Source organism: Nostoc sp. (genome assembly GCF_054880495.1).
Map to the genome: position 1 here is coordinate 14,590 of NZ_JBTYKD010000354.1, position 18,158 is coordinate 32,747.

The window sequence follows — 18,158 nt, forward strand, 5'->3', positions numbered from 1 at the left end:
AAAAGGCATATTACTTTTTCAAAATGCCATTTGACTTTCTCATTTCAGTACATCGCACATTTATGTCAGTAGATTCCGCAAGCAAAAAGGTATATTGCTTTCTCATTTCGGTACATCACGCACTTATAATCAATATCGGTCTGTACCAAAAGCTACTGAAGGTTAGCCAGAATCCTTTAAGATTAATTAATACCAAAACTTTTGAAAAGTTTTAACTTAATTTGAAATCTAAACACAATGCAAAATTGTTAATGTTGCTACATACTAATCAACATTAATGTTTTTAAATTATTATGAGCGTCTATCTGCGGTTCATGGATATCCCAATCACAACTAATCCTATATTACAATTACCGCCAGAAGCAACAGAAATTTCTCAATCTTTACCTCTATCACCTCAAGGTGCAGAGATAATTTTAGGTAACATTATTGAACCACAACAATTAGTCATACCTGTAGCACCCAGTCCCACAATAATGTTCGGTCCTCGTGCTGGTTGTTTATTATCAGAAACAGGCCCATTATGGGTATCAGATACCGGACATCATCGATTATTAGGATGGCGAAATTTACCCACTAGAGATAGTCAACCGGCTGATTGGGTAATTGGACAACCTGACTTTTATCATGAAGGACAAAATGCTAAAAGTACACCAGGAAGAGCAACCCTAAGTGTACCAACGGGGATTTGTGCTTGCGGCGAAGGATTAGCTGTAGCAGATTCTTGGAATCATCGGGTTTTAATTTGGAAAAACTTACCAGAAGATAACAATGTTCCAGCAGATTTGGTGTTAGGGCAAGTTAATTTTACAGATAATGAACCAAATCGAGGCAATCAAGCAGCATCTGCTAATACAATGCACTGGCCTTATGGCGTTTTCTATCATCAAGGACAGCTATTTATTGCTGACACTGGTAATCGAAGGATATTAATTTGGCATCAATTACCAACAGAAAATGGTCAACCGGCTGATTTAGTTTTGGGACAACCAGATATGATATCTCGCAATGAAAACGGCGGTGATTCTCCAACCGCAGCGAGTATGCGTTGGTGTCACGATATCACCTTTTGGGGAGAGAATTTGGTTGTCACCGATGCAGGTAATCACCGAGTAATGATTTGGCAGGGAATGCCAACAGAAAATAATACCCCTTGTGCAGTGGTTTTAGGACAAAAAAACTTTGATTGTGTGGAAATGAATCAAGGAGTTTATTATCCTAGTGCTAGTAGTTTGAGTATGCCTTATGGTGTAGGAGTGGCTGGGGATTGGTTAGTAGTTGCAGATACTGCTAATTCTCGTTTGTTAGGATGGAGAAACCCAGAATTAATTTTATCACTGCAAGGTGCGGCGGCGAATGCGCTTGCAGGACAAATAAATTTTGAAAGTAAAGGTGAAAATCGTAATTTTGGACTGCCAAAACGAGATAGTTTAAATTGGTGTTATGGCATAAAAATTTGTGGCAATACGGCGATAATCGCTGATTCTGGAAATAACCGAGTTTTGCTGTGGCAGTTTAATTAATTCGTAATTCGTAATTTTGGAAAGTCAAATTTTTATGGCGACTGAAGAAATTAGAGTTCGTGGTACTGTTCAAGGAGTAGGATTTCGCCCTACTGTATATCGTCTTGCTAAAGCCTGCAATTTGCATGGAGATGTTTGTAATGATGGCCAAGGTGTTTTAATTAGGGTATCTGGTAGTGAGGAAGCAATAACCGAATTTGTTGCTAGATTGCAAACAGAATGTCCACCGTTGGCAAGAATTAATCAACTAACAAGAGTTATTTATGAAGGTGAATTTAACTTTGATAATTTTGTAATTCTTCCTAGTGTCAGTAATGCCATTAAAACAGAAATTACCCCTGATGCAGCCACTTGTCCGCAATGTCAACAAGAAATATTTAACCCCTTTAGCCGCTATTATCGCTATCCCTTTACTAACTGTACTCATTGCGGTCCTCGCCTAAGTATTATTCGTGCCATTCCTTATGACAGATGCAATACCAGTATGTCTGCATTTGCGATATGTTCAGAATGTGGAAAGGAATACCACGATGTCGAAAATCGCCGTTTTCACGCCCAACCTGTCGCTTGTCATGCTTGCGGTCCCACAGCTTGGTTAGAACGCGCCGATGGTAAATCGGTTACTGCTTCCATGTTCTCCATGCTAGATGATGTTGATGCAGTTTGTACGCTGTTGCAAAAGGGTGAAATTGTCGCAATTAAGGGTTTAGGTGGTATTCATCTAGCTTGCGATGCAACACAAGAAACTGCTGTAGAAAAACTGCGTCAGCGCAAAAGACGCTATCATAAACCCTTTGCTTTAATGGCGCGAGATATTGAAGTAATTGAACAATATTGTACTATCAACGCTAAAGAAAAAGAATTATTGACAAGTTCTGCTGCACCAATTGTTTTACTACAGGTAAAAGGAAGAGACGGAGATGCAGAAAATTTATTCACTCCTAACTCCTCACTCCTAACTCCTCACTCTCTTCATATTGCATCGTCAGTTGCACCAGGGCAAAATACACTCGGTTTCATGCTACCTTATACGCCCTTACATCACTTAATTCTTCGGCGGATGAATCGCCCAATTGTTTTAACAAGTGGCAATCTTGCCGATGAACCGCAATCTATTGATAATGACGAGGCAAGAGAAAAATTAGGGACAATCGCTGATTATTTTCTCCTTCACAATCGGGAGATTATTAATCGCGTAGATGATTCAGTTTTACAGGTTGTCGGCGATAAAGTTCAAACAATTCGCCGTGCCAGAGGATATGCACCAGCAGCTATTAGTTTACCACCGGGATTTCACAATCTGCCGCAAATTTTAGCAATGGGCAGTGAGTTAAAAAATACCTTTTGCCTGTTGCGTGAAGGAGAAGCAATTCTCTCTCAACACATGGGAGATTTAGAAAATGCTGCGGCTTTCAATGCTTACCAAGACTCTTTAAATTTATACTTTAATTTATTTCAACATCAACCAGAAGTAATCGCAATTGATAAACATCCTGAATATCTCTCAAGCAAACTTGGTAAAGAACTCGCAGATACAAATCAAATCAAAGTTCATCAAATCCAACATCATCACGCGCATATCGCCGCTTGCATGGCAGAAAATGGTATTCCTCTAAATTCGCCTCCAGTATTAGGCATTGCTTTAGATGGTTTAGGTTACGGTGATGATGGTACACTCTGGGGCGGAGAATTTCTTTTAGCAGATTACCGTAAATTTCAGCGACTAGCAACATTTAAACCAGTAGCAATGATTGGTGGTCAACAAGCAATTTATCAGCCTTGGCGTAATACGTATACCCAATTAATAGCTGCTAAACTTTGGGATAATTGCCAACAGCAATATGCTGATTTAGAAATCGTCAAATTTCTGAATAAAAAACCATTAAAATTACTCAATCAACTTATAGAGAAAGGTATTAACTCACCTCCAGCTTCCTCAGTGGGGCGGTTGTTCGATGCTGTGGCGGCGGCTATCGGTATTTGCCCTGATGAATGTAGCTATGAAGGACAAGCTGCGATCGCAATGGAAGCTATAATAGATGTTAGCAGCTTAAATAATCATAAAGAAACGCCAATATACCCTTTTGATTTTATATTTTCAGATAGTATTTATTGTATAGACCCGCGCCCAATGTGGCAAGCCTTGCTCCATGACTTACAGCAGCAGATTCCACAACCAGTTATGGCTGCCAAATTTCACAAAGGTTTAGCGAATGCGATTGTGGAGATGGTTAAGCGTCTTTGTCAAGAAAATCTGATTAATCAGGTAGCTCTAACAGGAGGAGTATTTCAAAATTGTATATTGTTAGAGCAAGTTACCAAAGGATTACAAACATTAGGAATAAAAGTACTCACTCACAGCTTAGTTCCAGCTAATGACGGCGGGTTATCATTAGGACAAGTAGTTATTGCAGCCGCACAATTAATCAATTGTTATTGAGATTTTAACAAAATTATCCTCAATATCATTCTCTCTACGTTCTCTGCGGCAAGTCACTTTCGGGTCTACGTTTATCTTGAAAAATAAAAAAATGTGCTTAGGAATTCCCGGACAAATTATAGAAATTACCAACGTTGACCATAAATTAGCCATAGTTAATATTGGTGGTGTTAAACGTCAAGTAAATATTGCTTGTATCGTAGATGAACAACATCCCCCCGAAGCTTGTATTGGGGATTGGGTGCTAGTGCATGTTGGCTTTGCCATGAATCGAATTAACGAACAAGAAGCGGCAGAAACTTTACAACTCTTCCAAGAATTAGCAGCAGCACAAGCAGGTATTAGTACTTAAATAATAGACCTTTTCTGTCTCACGCTCCAGGCGCAGAGAAAGAGTTTAAAACTCATATCTTTCTTGCTTTGCGCCCTTTGCGTCCTTTGCGGTTCGTTAAAAAAACTTTCTGCCACAAAAGCGAAATTACCTGATACATAAAACTCATTACTCCTCACATCCTATGAAATATGTTGACGAATTCCGCGAACCGGAAAAAGCCGAAGCGATATGCCGCGAAATCGCCAAATTATGCCACCAGCTAGAAAAACCCATCAAAATCATGGAAGTATGCGGCGGACATACCCATTCAATTTTTAAATATGGTATTGAAGAAATATTACCCGAAGCCATTGAACTAATTCATGGGCCTGGTTGTCCAGTATGTGTTATGCCAAAGGGGAAATTAGATGATGCGATCGCAATCTCCCAAAATCATAACGTCATTTTTGCCACCTTTGGCGACGCAATGCGAGTTCCCGGTTCTAAAACCAGTTTACTGCAAGCCAGGGCACAAGGTGCAGACATTCGTATGGTGTACTCTCCCTTAGATAGCCTGCAAATTGCCAGAGATAACCCCGACAAAGAAGTAGTCTTCTTCGCCTTAGGCTTTGAAACCACAGCCCCCAGCACCGCCTTCACCATTCTGCAAGCCGCAGCCGAAGAAATTCATAACTTTAGTATGTTTTCCAATCACGTCCTTGTGATTCCCGCCCTCAAAGCATTATTAGATAATCCCGACTTACAACTGGATGGATTTGTTGGGCCTGGTCATGTCAGCATGGTAATTGGCACTGACCCTTATAAATTTATTTCCCAACAATATAATAAGCCAATAGTCGTCTCAGGATTTGAACCCTTAGATATTCTTCAATCAATTTGGATGCTGTTACAACAGCTAGTAGAAAATCGTTGTGAAGTCGAAAACCAATATAACCGAATTGTCCAAAAAAGCGGAAACACAGTAGCACTGCAAGCCATAAATAAAGTTTTTGCCGTGCGAGATAGTTTTGATTGGCGCGGCTTAGGTGATATTCCCTATTCAGGATTAAAAATTCAACCTGAATATGCCCAATTTGATGCCGAACTTAAATTTACCATTCCTAATCTCAAAGTAGCCGACCATAAAGCTTGTAAATGTGGAGAAATCCTCAAAGGAGTCTTAAAACCTTGGGAGTGCAAAGTATTCGGTACAGCTTGCACACCAGAAACACCCATTGGTACTTGCATGGTATCTTCCGAAGGTGCTTGTGCAGCCTATTACAAATATGGGCGACTCTCAACGATTGCCAAAAGAACAATCGCCCAAAAACCAAAATTCACTCTAACTCAAGAACCTCTCCCCGCCTGCGGCTTCTCCTCAGACTAATCCTACTCTGCGTACCTCTGCGCTTCCCTCTGCGTTCCTTTGCGTTAAAAATCCTCAATTTTAATATGAATATTTCCCCCACAAACTCAATACAAAATCCCCTATTTCAAAAAATGGAACAAGTCCGCCGCCGCCAAGGTAAAGTGAGAGACACTCATATAACTCTTGCACATGGTAGCGGTGGTAAAGCCATGCGTGATTTAATAGATGATATCTTCGTCAGCAATTTTGATAACCCAATTCTCTCGCAACTAGAAGACCAAGCCAGCTTTAACTTACTCCCTCTCCTACAACAAGGAGACAGACTCGCATTTACTACAGATTCCTATGTTGTAGACCCGTTATTTTTTCCCGGTAGTGATATAGGGGAATTAGCCGTAAACGGTACAGTTAATGATTTAGCTGTTAGCGGTGCTAAACCCTTATATCTAACTTGTAGTGTAATTTTAGAAGAAGGATTACCTGTAGAAACCTTGCGGCGTGTCGCAGCCAGCATGAAAGAAGCCGCGAAAAAAGCTGGTGTTCAAATTGTCACTGGCGATACAAAAGTTGTACATCGCGGTGCTGCCGATAAACTCTTTATTAATACTGCTGGTATTGGTATTATTCCCGTAGGAATTAGGATTTCCGCCCATAATATTAAACCTGGCGATGCCGTAATAATTAATGGAGAATTAGGCAATCATGGGGCAGCGATTTTAATTGCCCGTGGAGAATTAGCCTTAGAGACTAATATTGAAAGCGACTGTCAGCCATTGCATAGTTTAGTAGAAACTATTCTCCAGGTATGTCCCCAAGTTCATGCTATGCGAGATGCTACACGCGGTGGTTTAGCTACAGTATTAAATGAATTTGCCCTCAGTTCCAATGTGGGAATTCGTCTCTATGAAGAATCTATTCCAGTGCGTGAAGAAGTCAACGGAGTTTGTGAAATTCTCGGTTTAGACCCATTGTATTTAGCTAATGAAGGTAAGTTAGTAGTGGTGGTTCCAAAAGAGAATGCTGATAATATTTTATCCGCCATGAAATCTCACCCAGCAGGTAAAGATGCTTGTATTATCGGCGAAGTTATTACCTCACCCCCAGGTATAGTATTGTTAAAAACAATTTTTGGTGCTGAAAGAATTGTTGATATGTTAGTAGGCGAACAATTACCAAGAATTTGTTAATAGATTTTATAGTATGCACGAACTTGGAATTACTAAAAATATTGTAGCAATTGTAGCTGAACACGCCAAAGGCGCAAAAGTGCAGCGAGTTTTATTAGAAATTGGCAAACTTTCAGCCATTATGCCCGACGCTATCCGATTTTGTTTTGATATTTGCACTCAAGATACAGTTTTAGCAGGGGCGACATTAGAAATTTTAGAAATCCCAGGTTTAGCAAAATGTCGCCAATGCGGTGCAGAAATTGCTTTAGATAAACCTTATGGTATCTGTAACTGCGGTAGCGTGCAATTAGATTTAATTACTGGTGAAGAACTGAAAATTAAAGAAATAGAAATAGAGGAATTATGTGTGTAACCTGCGGTTGTTCTGATGATGGCGAAACTAAAATTACCAATGTAGAAACAGGTGAAGCTGAACATAACCATCATCATCATACTCACACTTTACCAGATGGTACTCTCATCACTCATTCCCACAGTCAGGACACTCAGATAGAAGGGTCTCAAATTCATGCCAAAATACACAGCACAACGATATCCTTAGAACAGGATATTTTGGCAAAGAATAACCTAATAGCTGCCCAAAATCGGGGATGGTTTAAAGGTCGAAATATTCTCGCATTAAATTTAATGAGTTCTCCTGGTGCAGGGAAAACAACTCTTTTAACTCGCACAATTAATGATTTAAAGCATCAATTATCTATTAGTGTCATTGAAGGCGACCAAGAAACTACTAACGATGCCAAAAAAATTAAAGAAACAGGTAGCAAAGTTATTCAAATTAACACTGGAACAGGCTGTCATTTAGATGCATCAATGATAGATAGGGGTTTACAACAACTGAATCCGCCACTGAATTCAGTTGTGATGATTGAAAATGTGGGAAATTTGGTTTGTCCAGCCTTATTTGACTTAGGAGAACAGGCAAAAGTCGTGATTCTCTCGGTTACAGAGGGAGAAGATAAGCCGATAAAATACCCGCATATATTCCGTGCTAGTGACATAATGATTCTCACTAAAATTGATTTGCTACCTTATGTAGATTTTGATGTTCAAAAGTGCATAGAATATGCTAAACAAGTAAATCCTAAAATTCAGATTTTTCAGGTTTCTGCAACTACTGGTGCTGGGTTAGAGAATTGGTATGCGTGGCTAGCTGAAAAAATAACAAACTTGTCAACGGTAATTACCGCGTGACTACTACCACAGATTGAAGTATTTCTTAAAAAGTAAAAATTAAACTTCCCAGAGGTTAATTACCCGATAATATTAACGACTATTTAAATACTTTCTTGTAAAACCTGACTCATATACTTTAGAAACTCACGACTATCGTCACCATTGTGTTTCTTGAGCCGTTTCTTAAGTTTAATTTCGATAGAACTATTAATATCAGGGGTTGGCGTTCTATTCAAGACAATACGGGCATAAATTTTAAAATCCTGAATTTCATCCATAAGCATACTAATAGATGAATTTATCTGAGCAAGTGCTTTTTTCAAGTCCTGCCCCTTTAATTCCACAAAAAAAGCTAGTCTATCTTGACAATTCAAAATTAAATAGTCACATTTTTCTCCTTCTCTAATTAAACAGTTATCTACCCTAATTTTGCAAAACTCTTTACTGCTGACATTAATAACTCTATATTCTTGTGAATTACCAGAATCTCTGACAACTATTGTTTTTCTAGTATCACAATAGTCCATGCATTCACTTTTTCTAAAAAAATCGTTACACATATTCAATATTCAGTTGTCGAGGTTGAACAAATTATTAAACTTGTTATTAATTATACTGGAAGCACTATCTATTTTTTCTGCTTTAATAAGTTTAAGCTCTTCATCAAAGATTGATTCACAGTCATTTTCAGAGACAAAGTAAGCTGAAGTACGATTTGGATCAATCCAAATATTCCTATTTACAATACTCTCTACAGCTTCTTTTTCTATACCAACCTTATTGCTACCAATTTGATAAGCATATAACAAATTGTTAAAAGACGATAGAATATATGGACTATGGGTAGTTACAACTATTTGATTATTATTAATATTTGCTAATAAACCAATAAGTTCTACTATATCACTTTGTGTTTCTGGATAAAGATGTGCTTCCGGCTCTTCAAATACAATGAAGACACTTGTTCCATCTAAGATATATTTAAATATAAGTAAAAGAATCCACACTGACTCCTGTTGCCCTGAAGAAGCATATTGTAGTTTCACATACTCTTTGTCATTTAGGTAAATTCTCTCGCCATCAGGTTCAAATCGGTATTCACCTCTCAAAATTTTTCTAATTATACTAGTAGCATACTTGACCTCATTTAGATTAGCTTCTTCACTGCTCAAACTCTCTCTCTCTTCAATTAATAGATTCAATGTATCTCTGAAAGAAAGCTTTAATCGATTTATGCGCTCTACAAAAGATTTCATAAAGAAATCTAAACTATATGGTTGTATATCCTGAAGCTGATCGGCTAAAGTTGATATTAGGCTTCTCCCAGATGGTATAAATACTGTAGCTCTTGTATCTTCAAATAAATCATCAATATGTGATTTAATAGATTTGAGATAGAGTATTTTTTCCAAGTCTATTTCTAATGTTTCATCTAGAGTTACATAGCGAGTTTGACTTCTTGATACCCTTTCATTATAATTACGCACACTCTTAAATATCACATTCATATCATCTTTAATACTGGAATTAAAATTTACATCTACATAACCTTGAAGGTTTAAAGAAATTGTCATTTCTTTTTCATTAGAGTAGTAGTATTTCAGAGTAAACGGCTGCATATGCTTCGTTGTACCAAAACAATCTACAAATCTCTTTCTGAGATATTTTGAAAACTCATTAATAGGTTGCTTAAGCTGATCATTATTAACATCCAAGATGAATTTGCTTAGTTCATCTTTAATAGATTTAAATAAGAAAATTGACTTACTAAGTGTACTTTTTCCACTTGCTTGCGGGCCAATTAAGAGCATTACATCCTTGACATCAGCCTCAAATCTATTGATAGGTCCAAAATTTTCTATAAAGATTCTTTGCACAACTTTGACAATTCAACTTAGATTGAAGTACAAAACTACTAGTAATAGGGTAACATAAGATATAAAAATTGCAACACCCTGCACAGGAGTACAGGGTGGAAGAGAGCGATAAGAATGAATAAGCTATATTTTGTGTGATTCCCAATTCGTGCCTATTTACCTCAAAGCCAATCTCGATAAGCTGATATTTCATTTACGCTGATTTCAAACGGCATCCCTTTGCCAAATGGCGGATAAACGCGAATTTTGCCATTCTTAGCAAACCGCTCCAACCTATTACCCAACTGGGGAATATTACTGACGATATGCCAGTAAGATAATATGTCAGGGCAGTCAATAATTAATGTTAGGATGCTAGTATTTGTTGTGAGATACCACTGACAATTAGATAACAGTACTCGCGTAATGCGATCGCACGCTAGATAAAAGCATCTCCCAGTAGACTGTTCTAGCTCCATTTGCAGCATTCCATCCTGTTTCGTTACCTCAGTGGGAGGTAAATCATCGGGAGGAAGCAGGTATAGTTTAGAAGACATAATTTCGCACCTCTTGGTTGTAGCGCGTTAAACTCTCCAGGTTTTTTTGCATATCAGAAGACGAGGGTTTGAGTGCTAGCGTACCTAAATTTAATTCGTCCTGAAATTTCTTGATTCTGTCTCGACAAGTCTCCACATCACCGATAATTGAGTTCTCAATCAAATAGTCTTCATCGAAACAAATGTTTGTGCGATCAAATGGTTTTTGGTTGGGATTCGTACTATTTTGCAATATTTCAGCCGAATTAGCTTTCATTTTTTGGCTAAATTTGCGGATGAAAGGTAACGCCTCACTCACTGCCTCATCAGATGTTTTGCCAACAAAAAAGAAGCGTGCCAGCACAAAGTTTTCCGCACCACTAGAATTTAAGGCTCGATATTTGGCAACAGTATCCTTCAATCTCTCTAGAGAAAATGGCGGTCCACCCATCAAGCTGAAGGAATGTTTAGCGGCCAACTCGATGCCGTCATCACCGCCAGTAGCAACATACACTGGTATTTTACTCTGCAATGGTTTTGGGTAAATTGTCAGGCGATCGCATTGATAATATTGCCCATTAAATGATACATCAGTTTCATATAAAAGCTTTTGAATCAATGCGATCGCCTCTAGCATCTTGGGACGGGATTCACTTGGTAATGTCCCAAAATGCTTATTTTGGTCGGGAAAGGGGCCGCCTTTAGCAACTCCAAATAATAATCGTCCATTGCACAGGTTATCCAAAGTGGCAACATCTTCCGCTACCCGAATCGGGTTATGGAATGGCAGTAGCACCGCCGCAGTGCCTAATTGGATAGTTGAAGTCAATCCCGCCAAGTGTGCCATTAACACCAACATGGACGGGCTGAGATTGGATTCACTAAAATGATGCTCACTCACCCAGGCTTCTTCAAAACTTAAGCTTTCTGCCTGTTTTACCAGCGCGACTTGCTCAAAGATGGCACGACGAGCATCTTGGTGATAATTATCGTAATTGCAGAAAATTCCAGTTTTCATTACTTGCGTTGATACTTTGTACTCACCGTAGGTGCTGGCTATTCTAGTGGTCTATCGCATTTGATAGGTTTGTAGTGAGGACTTTAGTCCTCAAATATTTAAGCACTAAAGTGCTTACTACAAACTCAATTAATCCGATGAATCATTAAGTTGCAACCCACTGCAACTCCAACCATAGACGTGGATGGTTCTGTTTCACCTTCGACATCGGATCGCGCAACAATCGCTTGGCATTCATGCAGACTACCTGCATTAGACCCATGTTGTCTGCTACTTCTCGGAGTATTTCTTTTTGAGCTTGCACACAGGAAATCATTTCGTCAGAGCAATAAATTCCTATATATTGTAAGCGTCTGGCAGGTCGTCCCCAAAAACAGGTGATGACTTTCACATAACACCCATCCAGCAATTCCCCAACTTGCGGGTAGTAATGGTTGACGACTCTTGTGAATTCTTTGGCTAAGATATCTTCAGCAATCATTGGAACTGATATTTCTGTAGCGTCCATCACGCTATTTAATATAACATAAATTTGTCAGTTAAATATGACAAAATAGACTATAAGACTTAAATAAAATATTAAATAAAAAAAGAGGTATACCTTATTTGGTATTACCTCAGATTTGCGTAAAGCATCTTTATTTTGAATGAAATATCAAAGCTTAGAATACCCCTAGCCTTCGCGAATAGAATTCGTAGCTATACAGACTTGTATTTCGACTCCGCGCAGCCGCGATTTCTAACCGCTAAGTATATTTGCTTTGGAATTTTTAATTATTATTATCGAGCATTGCGTTCACAAACTAAGACTTCTGCTACGATATCCGGCACATTTATAAAATCCGTAAATCCTTCCGAACCACCCATCGGTGAAATAAATGTATAGTTTGGGTCACACACTCCATTGTCATATACTTGAAGAAACCACCTATCTGGAAATCCTTCTATACCTAATTCCACAGTGTACCAACTCTCGCCAATCAGACGCGAGTTAAAGATTCTAAACCACTCTCTGTTTTCTTCTGAAATATTCCAGTCTGCCATCAGCAGTTCTAAAGCTATTTGTCCCGCATCCGTTGAAGTCAACAGCATTTTTACTCCTTATTTGCAACTTCAGTATTGGGAACTTCCGGGTATAAACCCAGTTCTTTAGCTAGCTCACGCGCCACAAAAAATAAAAATTGGGCACCATCTTGATTGCCTTCATGGGCAAACATAGTTGCTACTTGTAACATTGTTTGTACTAAACCCGAATCAATCAATTCTGGCTTAGATTCTAAAATTTCTGGTTCATGACCATTGGGACATTTAAGTAACTCATCAATCAGATTAAAATATAGCTGTTCGCGTTGTTCTGTCATGGGAATTTTGGTGATTTGAGAGAGTGAATTGTGAATTCGTTACTGTTCTATACTTTGTCGCCACAGTCTTTCCAACATTTCAACTTGTTCTTTTAAAACAGCCGCACGATGAACAAGATATCTGTCATAAAAGAGAATCCCTAACCCAATACAAATAGGGGTTAACAAGAAGAACCATTGCAGGATAGTGGCAAATTTATATTGTTCAGTAACAGTCAGCATTTGATCAACCACATTACGGTCAGAGGATTGGATGCTAGTCTGAGAGGAATGTGTACCCTCTGTCTGGGGAGCCAAGGCGGGAGCATTTGTACTTGTCTTGTTAACTTCCGAAGCTAAATTCTGGGATTTTACTAACTCCAGATGTCGCTCCCAAATTATCCCAAATACTACTAGTCCTGGAGAAAGCACTACTAAGGTAACTACACAAACTGTGAGAACATTTAAAAGTTTAGCTTTCATCTTGGCTCTCCCTTGCTAGGTAGTATGCACCCAGAAAGAAAATATCTTTTGCTGTTTATCTAAAGTAGGTATATATTTCTACCTCTCAAACAGTTTTGATATTAAAATATGTGTAATCGGTAATTTTTAAAATTGTTAGTTGTCAGTTATTTTCCTAATTACTACTGACACTAACCACTGAAAATTTACCAACATTTTCCCAAAACATAGGATTATTCAGTCAGAAATAACGCATTCAGATTCAAAGAATGTCGTTTCATCCTACTTTCAAAAGAGAGATTAAGAAGTCCCCCCTAGTTCACTAAGCTTTCGCTCAGGAATGTTGGGGGGTAGAGGGGAATCTCTGCGTAAATCCTATACGATTTATATCAGCCGCTCTCTACAAAACAGTTTACCTCAGTCCCGTTAAGATTATTAAATTCATTATAATAGTACTCAAAGCCTGTAATCCTCACCTGATAAGTCTTATAAAAATTTATTGGGGTATGGGTGCTAGTGTTTTTGGGACGGGGTTCTAGTATTTCTGAGATGGGCTTCTGGTATTTCTGTACTCAACTTCAAAGCAATCTAGGCAATGGTTAAGGACTGTTTTTGAAGCAATTTTGGGCATACAAAAACTGCACTCAAAATCAAATATCAATGTCTTTTGATCAAGATAGACTAATAAATTAGTAAAAGCAATTAAATTTATTGAAACTAAATTATATTTCCATCACAAATAGCAGATATTGCCCTCTGCCTTGATTCGGTAAAAATTATGCATATATACAGAATTGAACTAACGAATCTCAGCCCAAGAGACAATAATCAGCAATTCGCAATGGTAAAATATAAGTATGGCAAGCTAAACCTCTGCTGAAGTGAGAATCAATGGGAATATCTGATAAAAGTTCTTCCTAAACTTTCATATTTTGTGGTTTAGTTAGAATACATAGTATATGCATTCATTGACACTAAACTACAAATTCAATAGACAAAAGCTTATTGTTAGAAGTAAATACTCTGTACTAAGTTTTAGGATTTTAGGAGTTAAATAATGCGGATTGCTCAAGATGTAACAGAACTTATCGGACGAACTCCTTTAGTTCAATTGAATAAGATTCCTCAAGCTGAGGGAGTAGTAGCAAGGATAGTTGTCAAATTAGAAGGGATGAACCCAGCAGCTTCGGTGAAAGACCGGATTGGGTTAAGTATGGTACTCTCAGCAGAAGCTGCTGGCTCAATTTTCCCTGGAAAGACGATTTTAGTTGAGCCGACTTCAGGTAATACAGGAATTGCTCTAGCGATGGTAGCAGCAGCGCGTGGCTACCGTTTGATTTTAACAATGCCAGAGACAATGAGCCAAGAACGACGGGCTATGCTTAGAGCTTATGGTGCGTCTTTAGAGTTGACACCAGGCGCTGAGGGAATGCGGGGAGCAATTGGCAAAGCTGAAGAAATTGTGGCTAATACTCCCAATGCTTTCATGCTGCAACAGTTTCGCAACCCTGCCAATCCCAAAGTTCATCAGGAAACCACCGCAGAAGAAATTTGGGCTGATACAGACGGGGAAGTGGATATTGTGATTGCTGGGGTAGGTACTGGTGGGACGATTACTGGGATTGCAGAAGTACTCAAACAACGCAAGCCGACTTTTAAAGCGATCGCAGTTGAACCCAGCAACAGCCCAGTTCTCTCAGGTGGTGAAGCCGGTCCACATAAAATTCAAGGTATTGGCGCCGGATTTATCCCAGATGTTCTCCGTTTGGAATTGGTTGACGAAGTAATTAGAGTCAGCGATGAACAAGCGATCGCCTATGGACGCCGTTTGGCAAAAGAAGAAGGCTTATTGTCTGGGATATCCTCTGGTGCAGCTTTGTGTGCCGCAATTCAAGTAGGTAAACGTCCAGAAAATGCTGGACGTTTAATCGTGATGATTCAGCCTTCCTTTGGCGAACGTTACCTCAGCACACCCATGTTTCAAGACTTGTCCTTAGAAACTGCTAGGGTGCGTTAAGGAGAATAGGGAGAGATGAGGGAGCTTTTTGAAATATTACCTCTCCTCATCCCCCTATAGCCCACTAATGTTTACAGCCACCTTCCTTATGGTGATGTTCATGACTCTTAACATGAGCGTGAGAGCAGTTTTGCAAATCTTGCTTCATAAGATTTTCGCTGATTTCCTGCAAGGATTCGTCCACAGGCTTTAAGCCAATCCAAGCATCAATCTTTTCTGCATCAAATCCTACCTCGCGGCGATCGCCTATTTCTAACAAAGGACGGCGAATTAACAATGGTTCTCTGAGCATTAGCACCAAAGCGGTTTCTGCATCAATTGTTTCAGGAATCACCTCACCAGATTTTACCTTGGGGGAGGAACGATTAAACCATTCGGCTACGGGGCGATCGCCAAAAAATGAACGCAACCGTTCAACTGTCCAAGGTTCTGTTAGCAGGTTGTATGCTATCACCTCATGACCGGCAGCTGTGAGCAAAACTTTTTGCTTAGTACCACCTTGACAGCCTGGTTTGCTATAAAAAATTACTCTTGCCATTTAACTATCTCCTAATTACTCAATTGTTTGTAGTTGGTGCTTTAGCGCTAAAGCACCAACTACGAGCCGATGAAATTAATCTTGAGGATTCCCAATTAAAAATTCCTAGACTTATGGGTAACTGAGTCAAACTCAAATCTCTGTTTTGGATCAGTTTCGCCGTAAACATTAAAAGTCACAGTTGGTTCATCACCTACTGCTTCTACAATGTGAATTGCATCGGGAGTGAAGCTAATAATATCCCCTGGAAATAGAGTTACCTCTCCCGTCGGTTCAATTTTGTCCTGAAAATCTGGGCTATGGGTGCGTTGCCAAAAAGTATTTTTTTCTTGACCTTTTAACACCGCCACTATTCCCCACGTCCCATGATTATGAATAGTTGATCGGGTTCCGGGTGCAAATGTTACTGTTTGCACCGTCAATGGAAAACCCAATTCCTCGTATAGGAGTGAAACAGAGATTCCCGTTTTGGGCGAAGGCTCTAAATATTGACTTCCCACCCAGTAGGAATTTACAATCAAGCGCCTTACCAGCATTCGGATTTCTGGCAGACGACTGGCTTGGTCATCCCCACTATTAAGAACATCTTCTAGTTCAGTTAAAAACCGATAAAGACGATAATTCTCTCTCAATAAATCCCATGCTCTCACAGATTTACAGGCTTGATACTGACCATCCCCTGTTACGAGCAAATCCCTACCTTTCATAACTTTTAAATTGATAGGGAATAAGATTGGAGCACAATGATCGGAGAGATATTACGAATACTGCTCAGATGAAGTTGATTAGGTATGGTGACAGCAGGTAAAATAGGGTTACTATTAGTAGCCGATCCCCAGAAAGAGTTAGAGGAATATGATCTAGTAGATAACAAATTGTTCATGATGTTCACCTTGATTCTTGAGTAATTAATCATCATCATCTTCTGCTGGACGTGTCAAAATATCCAGGAGAATCCCGGCACCAAAATCATTCTTTTCGTCTATCTCTTTGACTTTGGTGCTGATTTCTTTTGCTTGCTCTATCGCTCCTAACTTTGCTAGTACTAATCCAGAAGCAGCATAAGCATTCAAGTACAATCGAATTTGTGGGTCTTCTTTGCGATTGACTAATATAGGCTTCAGTTGCTCCCAGTCATCAGGAAATTTTTCTGCTTCTTTAATTTTATCTAATAATTTGACTGTTGTTTGCCAAGCGAGAGAATAATTATTTTTATAATAGAAAAATCTATATGCTGCTACCAAGACATCTGTATTTTCACCAGTTCGGGCTAAAGCCTGTTGAATATATTTTTCCGATTCTGATGTATTTTCCCAGGTTTGTGCAGCTAAAATTAATAAACTTTTGATGTCCTCTGGAACCTGGAACCATGAGAATTTGTGGGGATCAAGTTGCATAATAAATTTATTGGGGAGTGGGCAATGGGGAGTAGGGGGTAGGAATATTCACCACTCCCTACTCCCCACTCACTTTTAAAACAAAGTGAGAACGTACACTAAGGTAAATAAAACAATCCAGATAATGTCTACGAAGTGCCAGTAAATTTCTGTCATTTCGATGAAAGTATGATTTGTTGCAGAATATTCACCGGGATGACGCGATCGCCATAATACACGTAATATCAATAACAGTCCGATAAAAACGTGCAAACCGTGGAAGCCTGTCATGATATAAAAGCAGTTTGCGAAGACGTTGGTAGTCAGACCATATCCTAAAGTTGAGTACTCATAAACCTGACCACCTAAGAAAACTGCTCCCATGATTGCAGTAATTGCATACCACAGTTGCATTCCCTTGACGTTATTCTTTTTAATCGCCGTATCTCCGAAGTGAATCACGAAACTACTAGATACCAAAATAATGGTGTTAATCGTCGGTACAAGTAGTTCTAATTCACTTCCTTCTGGAGGCCAAACGGCTGTAGTACTTTGGAAAAACAAATAAGTGGCAAAAAATCCTCCAAACATCAGAGATTCAGAGGCGAGAAACGTCAACAGTCCCCAAACTCTTAAATCTGGATGTTCTTCGTGTCCTGCACTGTGATTGTGATCTTCACTCGTGGTTGTAGCTATAGTCATATTGTTTACCCTCAAAGGTGAAGCGTCGGGCAATTGAATTCTTCACAATCTTGATTCTCTTGTGGGATGGGTGTCTCACCCGTCCTAGATTAAGGCAGGATGCCCAAGCCCACAAGAGTTATTTATTAACTAAGTACAGCATTTCATTAATTCGTAGCGAATTAAATTTGGTAATACCCGACAATGCTAATGCATCGGCTTGTATTGTTAATGCATCGGCTTGCATTGTTAATGCATCGGCTTGCATTGTTAATGCATCGGCTTGCATTGTTAATGCGTTGACTTGCATTGTTAATGCATCG

20 protein-coding genes and 1 pseudogene are annotated in these 18,158 nt (G+C 39.1%); 8 read left to right on the forward strand and 13 right to left on the reverse strand.

Annotated elements, in window-relative coordinates; all coding sequences use genetic code 11:
- The first annotated feature begins 314 nt into the window (after positions 1-314).
- The 7 genes from ACYTXL_RS29985 to hypB all read left to right on the forward strand — a co-directional run bounded on the left by ACYTXL_RS29985 (position 315) and on the right by hypB (position 8,029).
- Positions 315-1,523, forward strand: a complete 1,209-nt coding sequence (locus ACYTXL_RS29985; RefSeq protein ID WP_461927837.1) for an NHL repeat-containing protein — start codon at positions 315-317, stop codon at positions 1,521-1,523.
- Positions 1,524-1,557: 34 nt separating this feature from the next.
- Positions 1,558-3,963, forward strand: coding sequence for a carbamoyltransferase HypF (gene hypF, locus ACYTXL_RS29990; RefSeq protein WP_461927818.1), 2,406 nt, complete (start codon positions 1,558-1,560; stop codon positions 3,961-3,963).
- Positions 3,964-4,054: 91 nt separating this feature from the next.
- Positions 4,055-4,315 (forward strand): HypC/HybG/HupF family hydrogenase formation chaperone, encoded by a 261-nt coding sequence (locus ACYTXL_RS29995; protein ID WP_100900559.1) that lies wholly within the window; start codon positions 4,055-4,057, stop codon positions 4,313-4,315.
- 163 nt (positions 4,316-4,478) lie between these two features.
- Entirely contained in the window at positions 4,479-5,663 is a 1,185-nt protein-coding gene (gene hypD, locus ACYTXL_RS30000; RefSeq protein ID WP_461927819.1) for a hydrogenase formation protein HypD, read from the forward strand.
- Between the two features lie 65 nt (positions 5,664-5,728).
- The gene (gene hypE / locus ACYTXL_RS30005; RefSeq protein WP_461927820.1) at positions 5,729-6,832 is read left to right on the forward strand and encodes a hydrogenase expression/formation protein HypE; all 1,104 of its coding nucleotides are present in this window, start codon (positions 5,729-5,731) and stop codon (positions 6,830-6,832) included.
- A gap of 13 nt (positions 6,833-6,845) precedes the next feature.
- Positions 6,846-7,187, forward strand: a complete 342-nt coding sequence (hypA, locus tag ACYTXL_RS30010) for a hydrogenase maturation nickel metallochaperone HypA (protein ID WP_334789091.1) — start codon at positions 6,846-6,848, stop codon at positions 7,185-7,187.
- Entirely contained in the window at positions 7,178-8,029 is an 852-nt protein-coding gene (gene hypB, locus ACYTXL_RS30015; RefSeq protein WP_461927821.1) for a hydrogenase nickel incorporation protein HypB, read from the forward strand. The genes hypA and hypB overlap by 10 nt, the downstream gene beginning before the upstream one ends.
- Before the next feature lie 83 nt (positions 8,030-8,112).
- Here the strand turns inward: hypB and ACYTXL_RS30020 are convergent, their stop codons facing one another.
- The 8 genes from ACYTXL_RS30020 to ACYTXL_RS30055 all read right to left on the reverse strand — a co-directional run bounded on the left by ACYTXL_RS30020 (position 8,113) and on the right by ACYTXL_RS30055 (position 13,244).
- On the reverse strand, positions 8,113-8,538 hold the full coding sequence (locus ACYTXL_RS30020) for a hypothetical protein (RefSeq protein ID WP_461927822.1): 426 nt from the start codon (positions 8,536-8,538) through the stop codon (positions 8,113-8,115).
- Between the two features lie 42 nt (positions 8,539-8,580).
- Entirely contained in the window at positions 8,581-9,888 is a 1,308-nt protein-coding gene (locus ACYTXL_RS30025; RefSeq protein WP_461927823.1) for an AAA family ATPase, read from the reverse strand.
- 161 nt (positions 9,889-10,049) lie between these two features.
- Positions 10,050-10,424: a hypothetical protein gene (locus tag ACYTXL_RS30030; protein WP_461927824.1), complete on the reverse strand. Its 375-nt coding sequence runs from the start codon at positions 10,422-10,424 to the stop codon at positions 10,050-10,052.
- Positions 10,414-11,421 carry an LLM class flavin-dependent oxidoreductase gene (locus ACYTXL_RS30035; protein ID WP_461927825.1) on the reverse strand — a complete coding sequence of 336 codons (1,008 nt, stop codon included), beginning with the start codon at positions 11,419-11,421 and terminating at the stop codon, positions 10,414-10,416. Before ACYTXL_RS30035 ends, ACYTXL_RS30030 begins: the two co-directional genes overlap by 11 nt.
- Before the next feature lie 145 nt (positions 11,422-11,566).
- Positions 11,567-11,929 (reverse strand): hypothetical protein, encoded by a 363-nt coding sequence (locus ACYTXL_RS30040; protein WP_461927826.1) that lies wholly within the window; start codon positions 11,927-11,929, stop codon positions 11,567-11,569.
- Between the two features lie 272 nt (positions 11,930-12,201).
- Entirely contained in the window at positions 12,202-12,513 is a 312-nt protein-coding gene (locus ACYTXL_RS30045; RefSeq protein WP_461927827.1) for a hypothetical protein, read from the reverse strand.
- 2 nt (positions 12,514-12,515) lie between these two features.
- A complete protein-coding gene (locus tag ACYTXL_RS30050) occupies positions 12,516-12,782 on the reverse strand; it encodes a hypothetical protein (RefSeq protein ID WP_461927828.1) in 267 nt (88 codons plus the stop codon).
- A 39-nt stretch (positions 12,783-12,821) separates the two neighbouring features.
- Positions 12,822-13,244, reverse strand: a complete 423-nt coding sequence (locus ACYTXL_RS30055) for a hypothetical protein (RefSeq protein ID WP_461927829.1) — start codon at positions 13,242-13,244, stop codon at positions 12,822-12,824.
- Between the two features lie 1,036 nt (positions 13,245-14,280).
- On the opposite strand from ACYTXL_RS30055, the gene cysK reads away from it, so the two are divergent.
- Positions 14,281-15,240: a cysteine synthase A gene (gene cysK, locus ACYTXL_RS30060; protein WP_461927830.1), complete on the forward strand. Its 960-nt coding sequence runs from the start codon at positions 14,281-14,283 to the stop codon at positions 15,238-15,240.
- 64 nt (positions 15,241-15,304) lie between these two features.
- Here cysK and ACYTXL_RS30065 read toward each other — a convergent pair whose 3' ends face one another.
- From ACYTXL_RS30065 to ACYTXL_RS30085, 5 genes and pseudogenes are all read right to left on the reverse strand, one after another.
- Positions 15,305-15,778: an ArsC/Spx/MgsR family protein gene (locus ACYTXL_RS30065; RefSeq protein ID WP_461927831.1), complete on the reverse strand. Its 474-nt coding sequence runs from the start codon at positions 15,776-15,778 to the stop codon at positions 15,305-15,307.
- A 95-nt stretch (positions 15,779-15,873) separates the two neighbouring features.
- A complete protein-coding gene (locus tag ACYTXL_RS30070; protein WP_461927832.1) occupies positions 15,874-16,485 on the reverse strand; it encodes a cysteine dioxygenase family protein in 612 nt (203 codons plus the stop codon).
- A gap of 201 nt (positions 16,486-16,686) precedes the next feature.
- Positions 16,687-17,175, reverse strand: coding sequence for a hypothetical protein (locus ACYTXL_RS30075; RefSeq protein WP_461927833.1), 489 nt, complete (start codon positions 17,173-17,175; stop codon positions 16,687-16,689).
- A gap of 75 nt (positions 17,176-17,250) precedes the next feature.
- Positions 17,251-17,856 (reverse strand): cytochrome c oxidase subunit 3, encoded by a 606-nt coding sequence (locus ACYTXL_RS30080; RefSeq protein ID WP_461927834.1) that lies wholly within the window; start codon positions 17,854-17,856, stop codon positions 17,251-17,253.
- 118 nt (positions 17,857-17,974) lie between these two features.
- Positions 17,975-18,158: pseudogene (locus tag ACYTXL_RS30085) on the reverse strand (hypothetical protein); the annotation flags it as partial.

Coding starts and splice junctions, on each gene's coding strand:
- ACYTXL_RS30020 (WP_461927822.1), bottom strand. CDS start 8,538: ATGGACTATTGTGATACTAGAAAAACAATAGTTGTCAGAGATTCTGGT.
- hypB (WP_461927821.1), top strand. CDS start 7,178: ATGTGTGTAACCTGCGGTTGTTCTGATGATGGCGAAACTAAAATTACC.
- hypA (WP_334789091.1), top strand. CDS start 6,846: ATGCACGAACTTGGAATTACTAAAAATATTGTAGCAATTGTAGCTGAA.
- ACYTXL_RS30050 (WP_461927828.1), bottom strand. CDS start 12,782: ATGACAGAACAACGCGAACAGCTATATTTTAATCTGATTGATGAGTTA.
- hypE (WP_461927820.1), top strand. CDS start 5,729: ATGAATATTTCCCCCACAAACTCAATACAAAATCCCCTATTTCAAAAA.
- ACYTXL_RS30080 (WP_461927834.1), bottom strand. CDS start 17,856: ATGACTATAGCTACAACCACGAGTGAAGATCACAATCACAGTGCAGGA.
- ACYTXL_RS29995 (WP_100900559.1), top strand. CDS start 4,055: ATGTGCTTAGGAATTCCCGGACAAATTATAGAAATTACCAACGTTGAC.
- ACYTXL_RS30040 (WP_461927826.1), bottom strand. CDS start 11,929: ATGGACGCTACAGAAATATCAGTTCCAATGATTGCTGAAGATATCTTA.
- ACYTXL_RS30035 (WP_461927825.1), bottom strand. CDS start 11,421: ATGAAAACTGGAATTTTCTGCAATTACGATAATTATCACCAAGATGCT.
- ACYTXL_RS30030 (WP_461927824.1), bottom strand. CDS start 10,424: ATGTCTTCTAAACTATACCTGCTTCCTCCCGATGATTTACCTCCCACT.
- hypD (WP_461927819.1), top strand. CDS start 4,479: ATGAAATATGTTGACGAATTCCGCGAACCGGAAAAAGCCGAAGCGATA.
- ACYTXL_RS30070 (WP_461927832.1), bottom strand. CDS start 16,485: ATGAAAGGTAGGGATTTGCTCGTAACAGGGGATGGTCAGTATCAAGCC.
- ACYTXL_RS30045 (WP_461927827.1), bottom strand. CDS start 12,513: ATGCTGTTGACTTCAACGGATGCGGGACAAATAGCTTTAGAACTGCTG.
- ACYTXL_RS30075 (WP_461927833.1), bottom strand. CDS start 17,175: ATGCAACTTGATCCCCACAAATTCTCATGGTTCCAGGTTCCAGAGGAC.
- ACYTXL_RS30065 (WP_461927831.1), bottom strand. CDS start 15,778: ATGGCAAGAGTAATTTTTTATAGCAAACCAGGCTGTCAAGGTGGTACT.
- cysK (WP_461927830.1), top strand. CDS start 14,281: ATGCGGATTGCTCAAGATGTAACAGAACTTATCGGACGAACTCCTTTA.
- ACYTXL_RS29985 (WP_461927837.1), top strand. CDS start 315: ATGGATATCCCAATCACAACTAATCCTATATTACAATTACCGCCAGAA.
- ACYTXL_RS30055 (WP_461927829.1), bottom strand. CDS start 13,244: ATGAAAGCTAAACTTTTAAATGTTCTCACAGTTTGTGTAGTTACCTTA.
- hypF (WP_461927818.1), top strand. CDS start 1,558: ATGGCGACTGAAGAAATTAGAGTTCGTGGTACTGTTCAAGGAGTAGGA.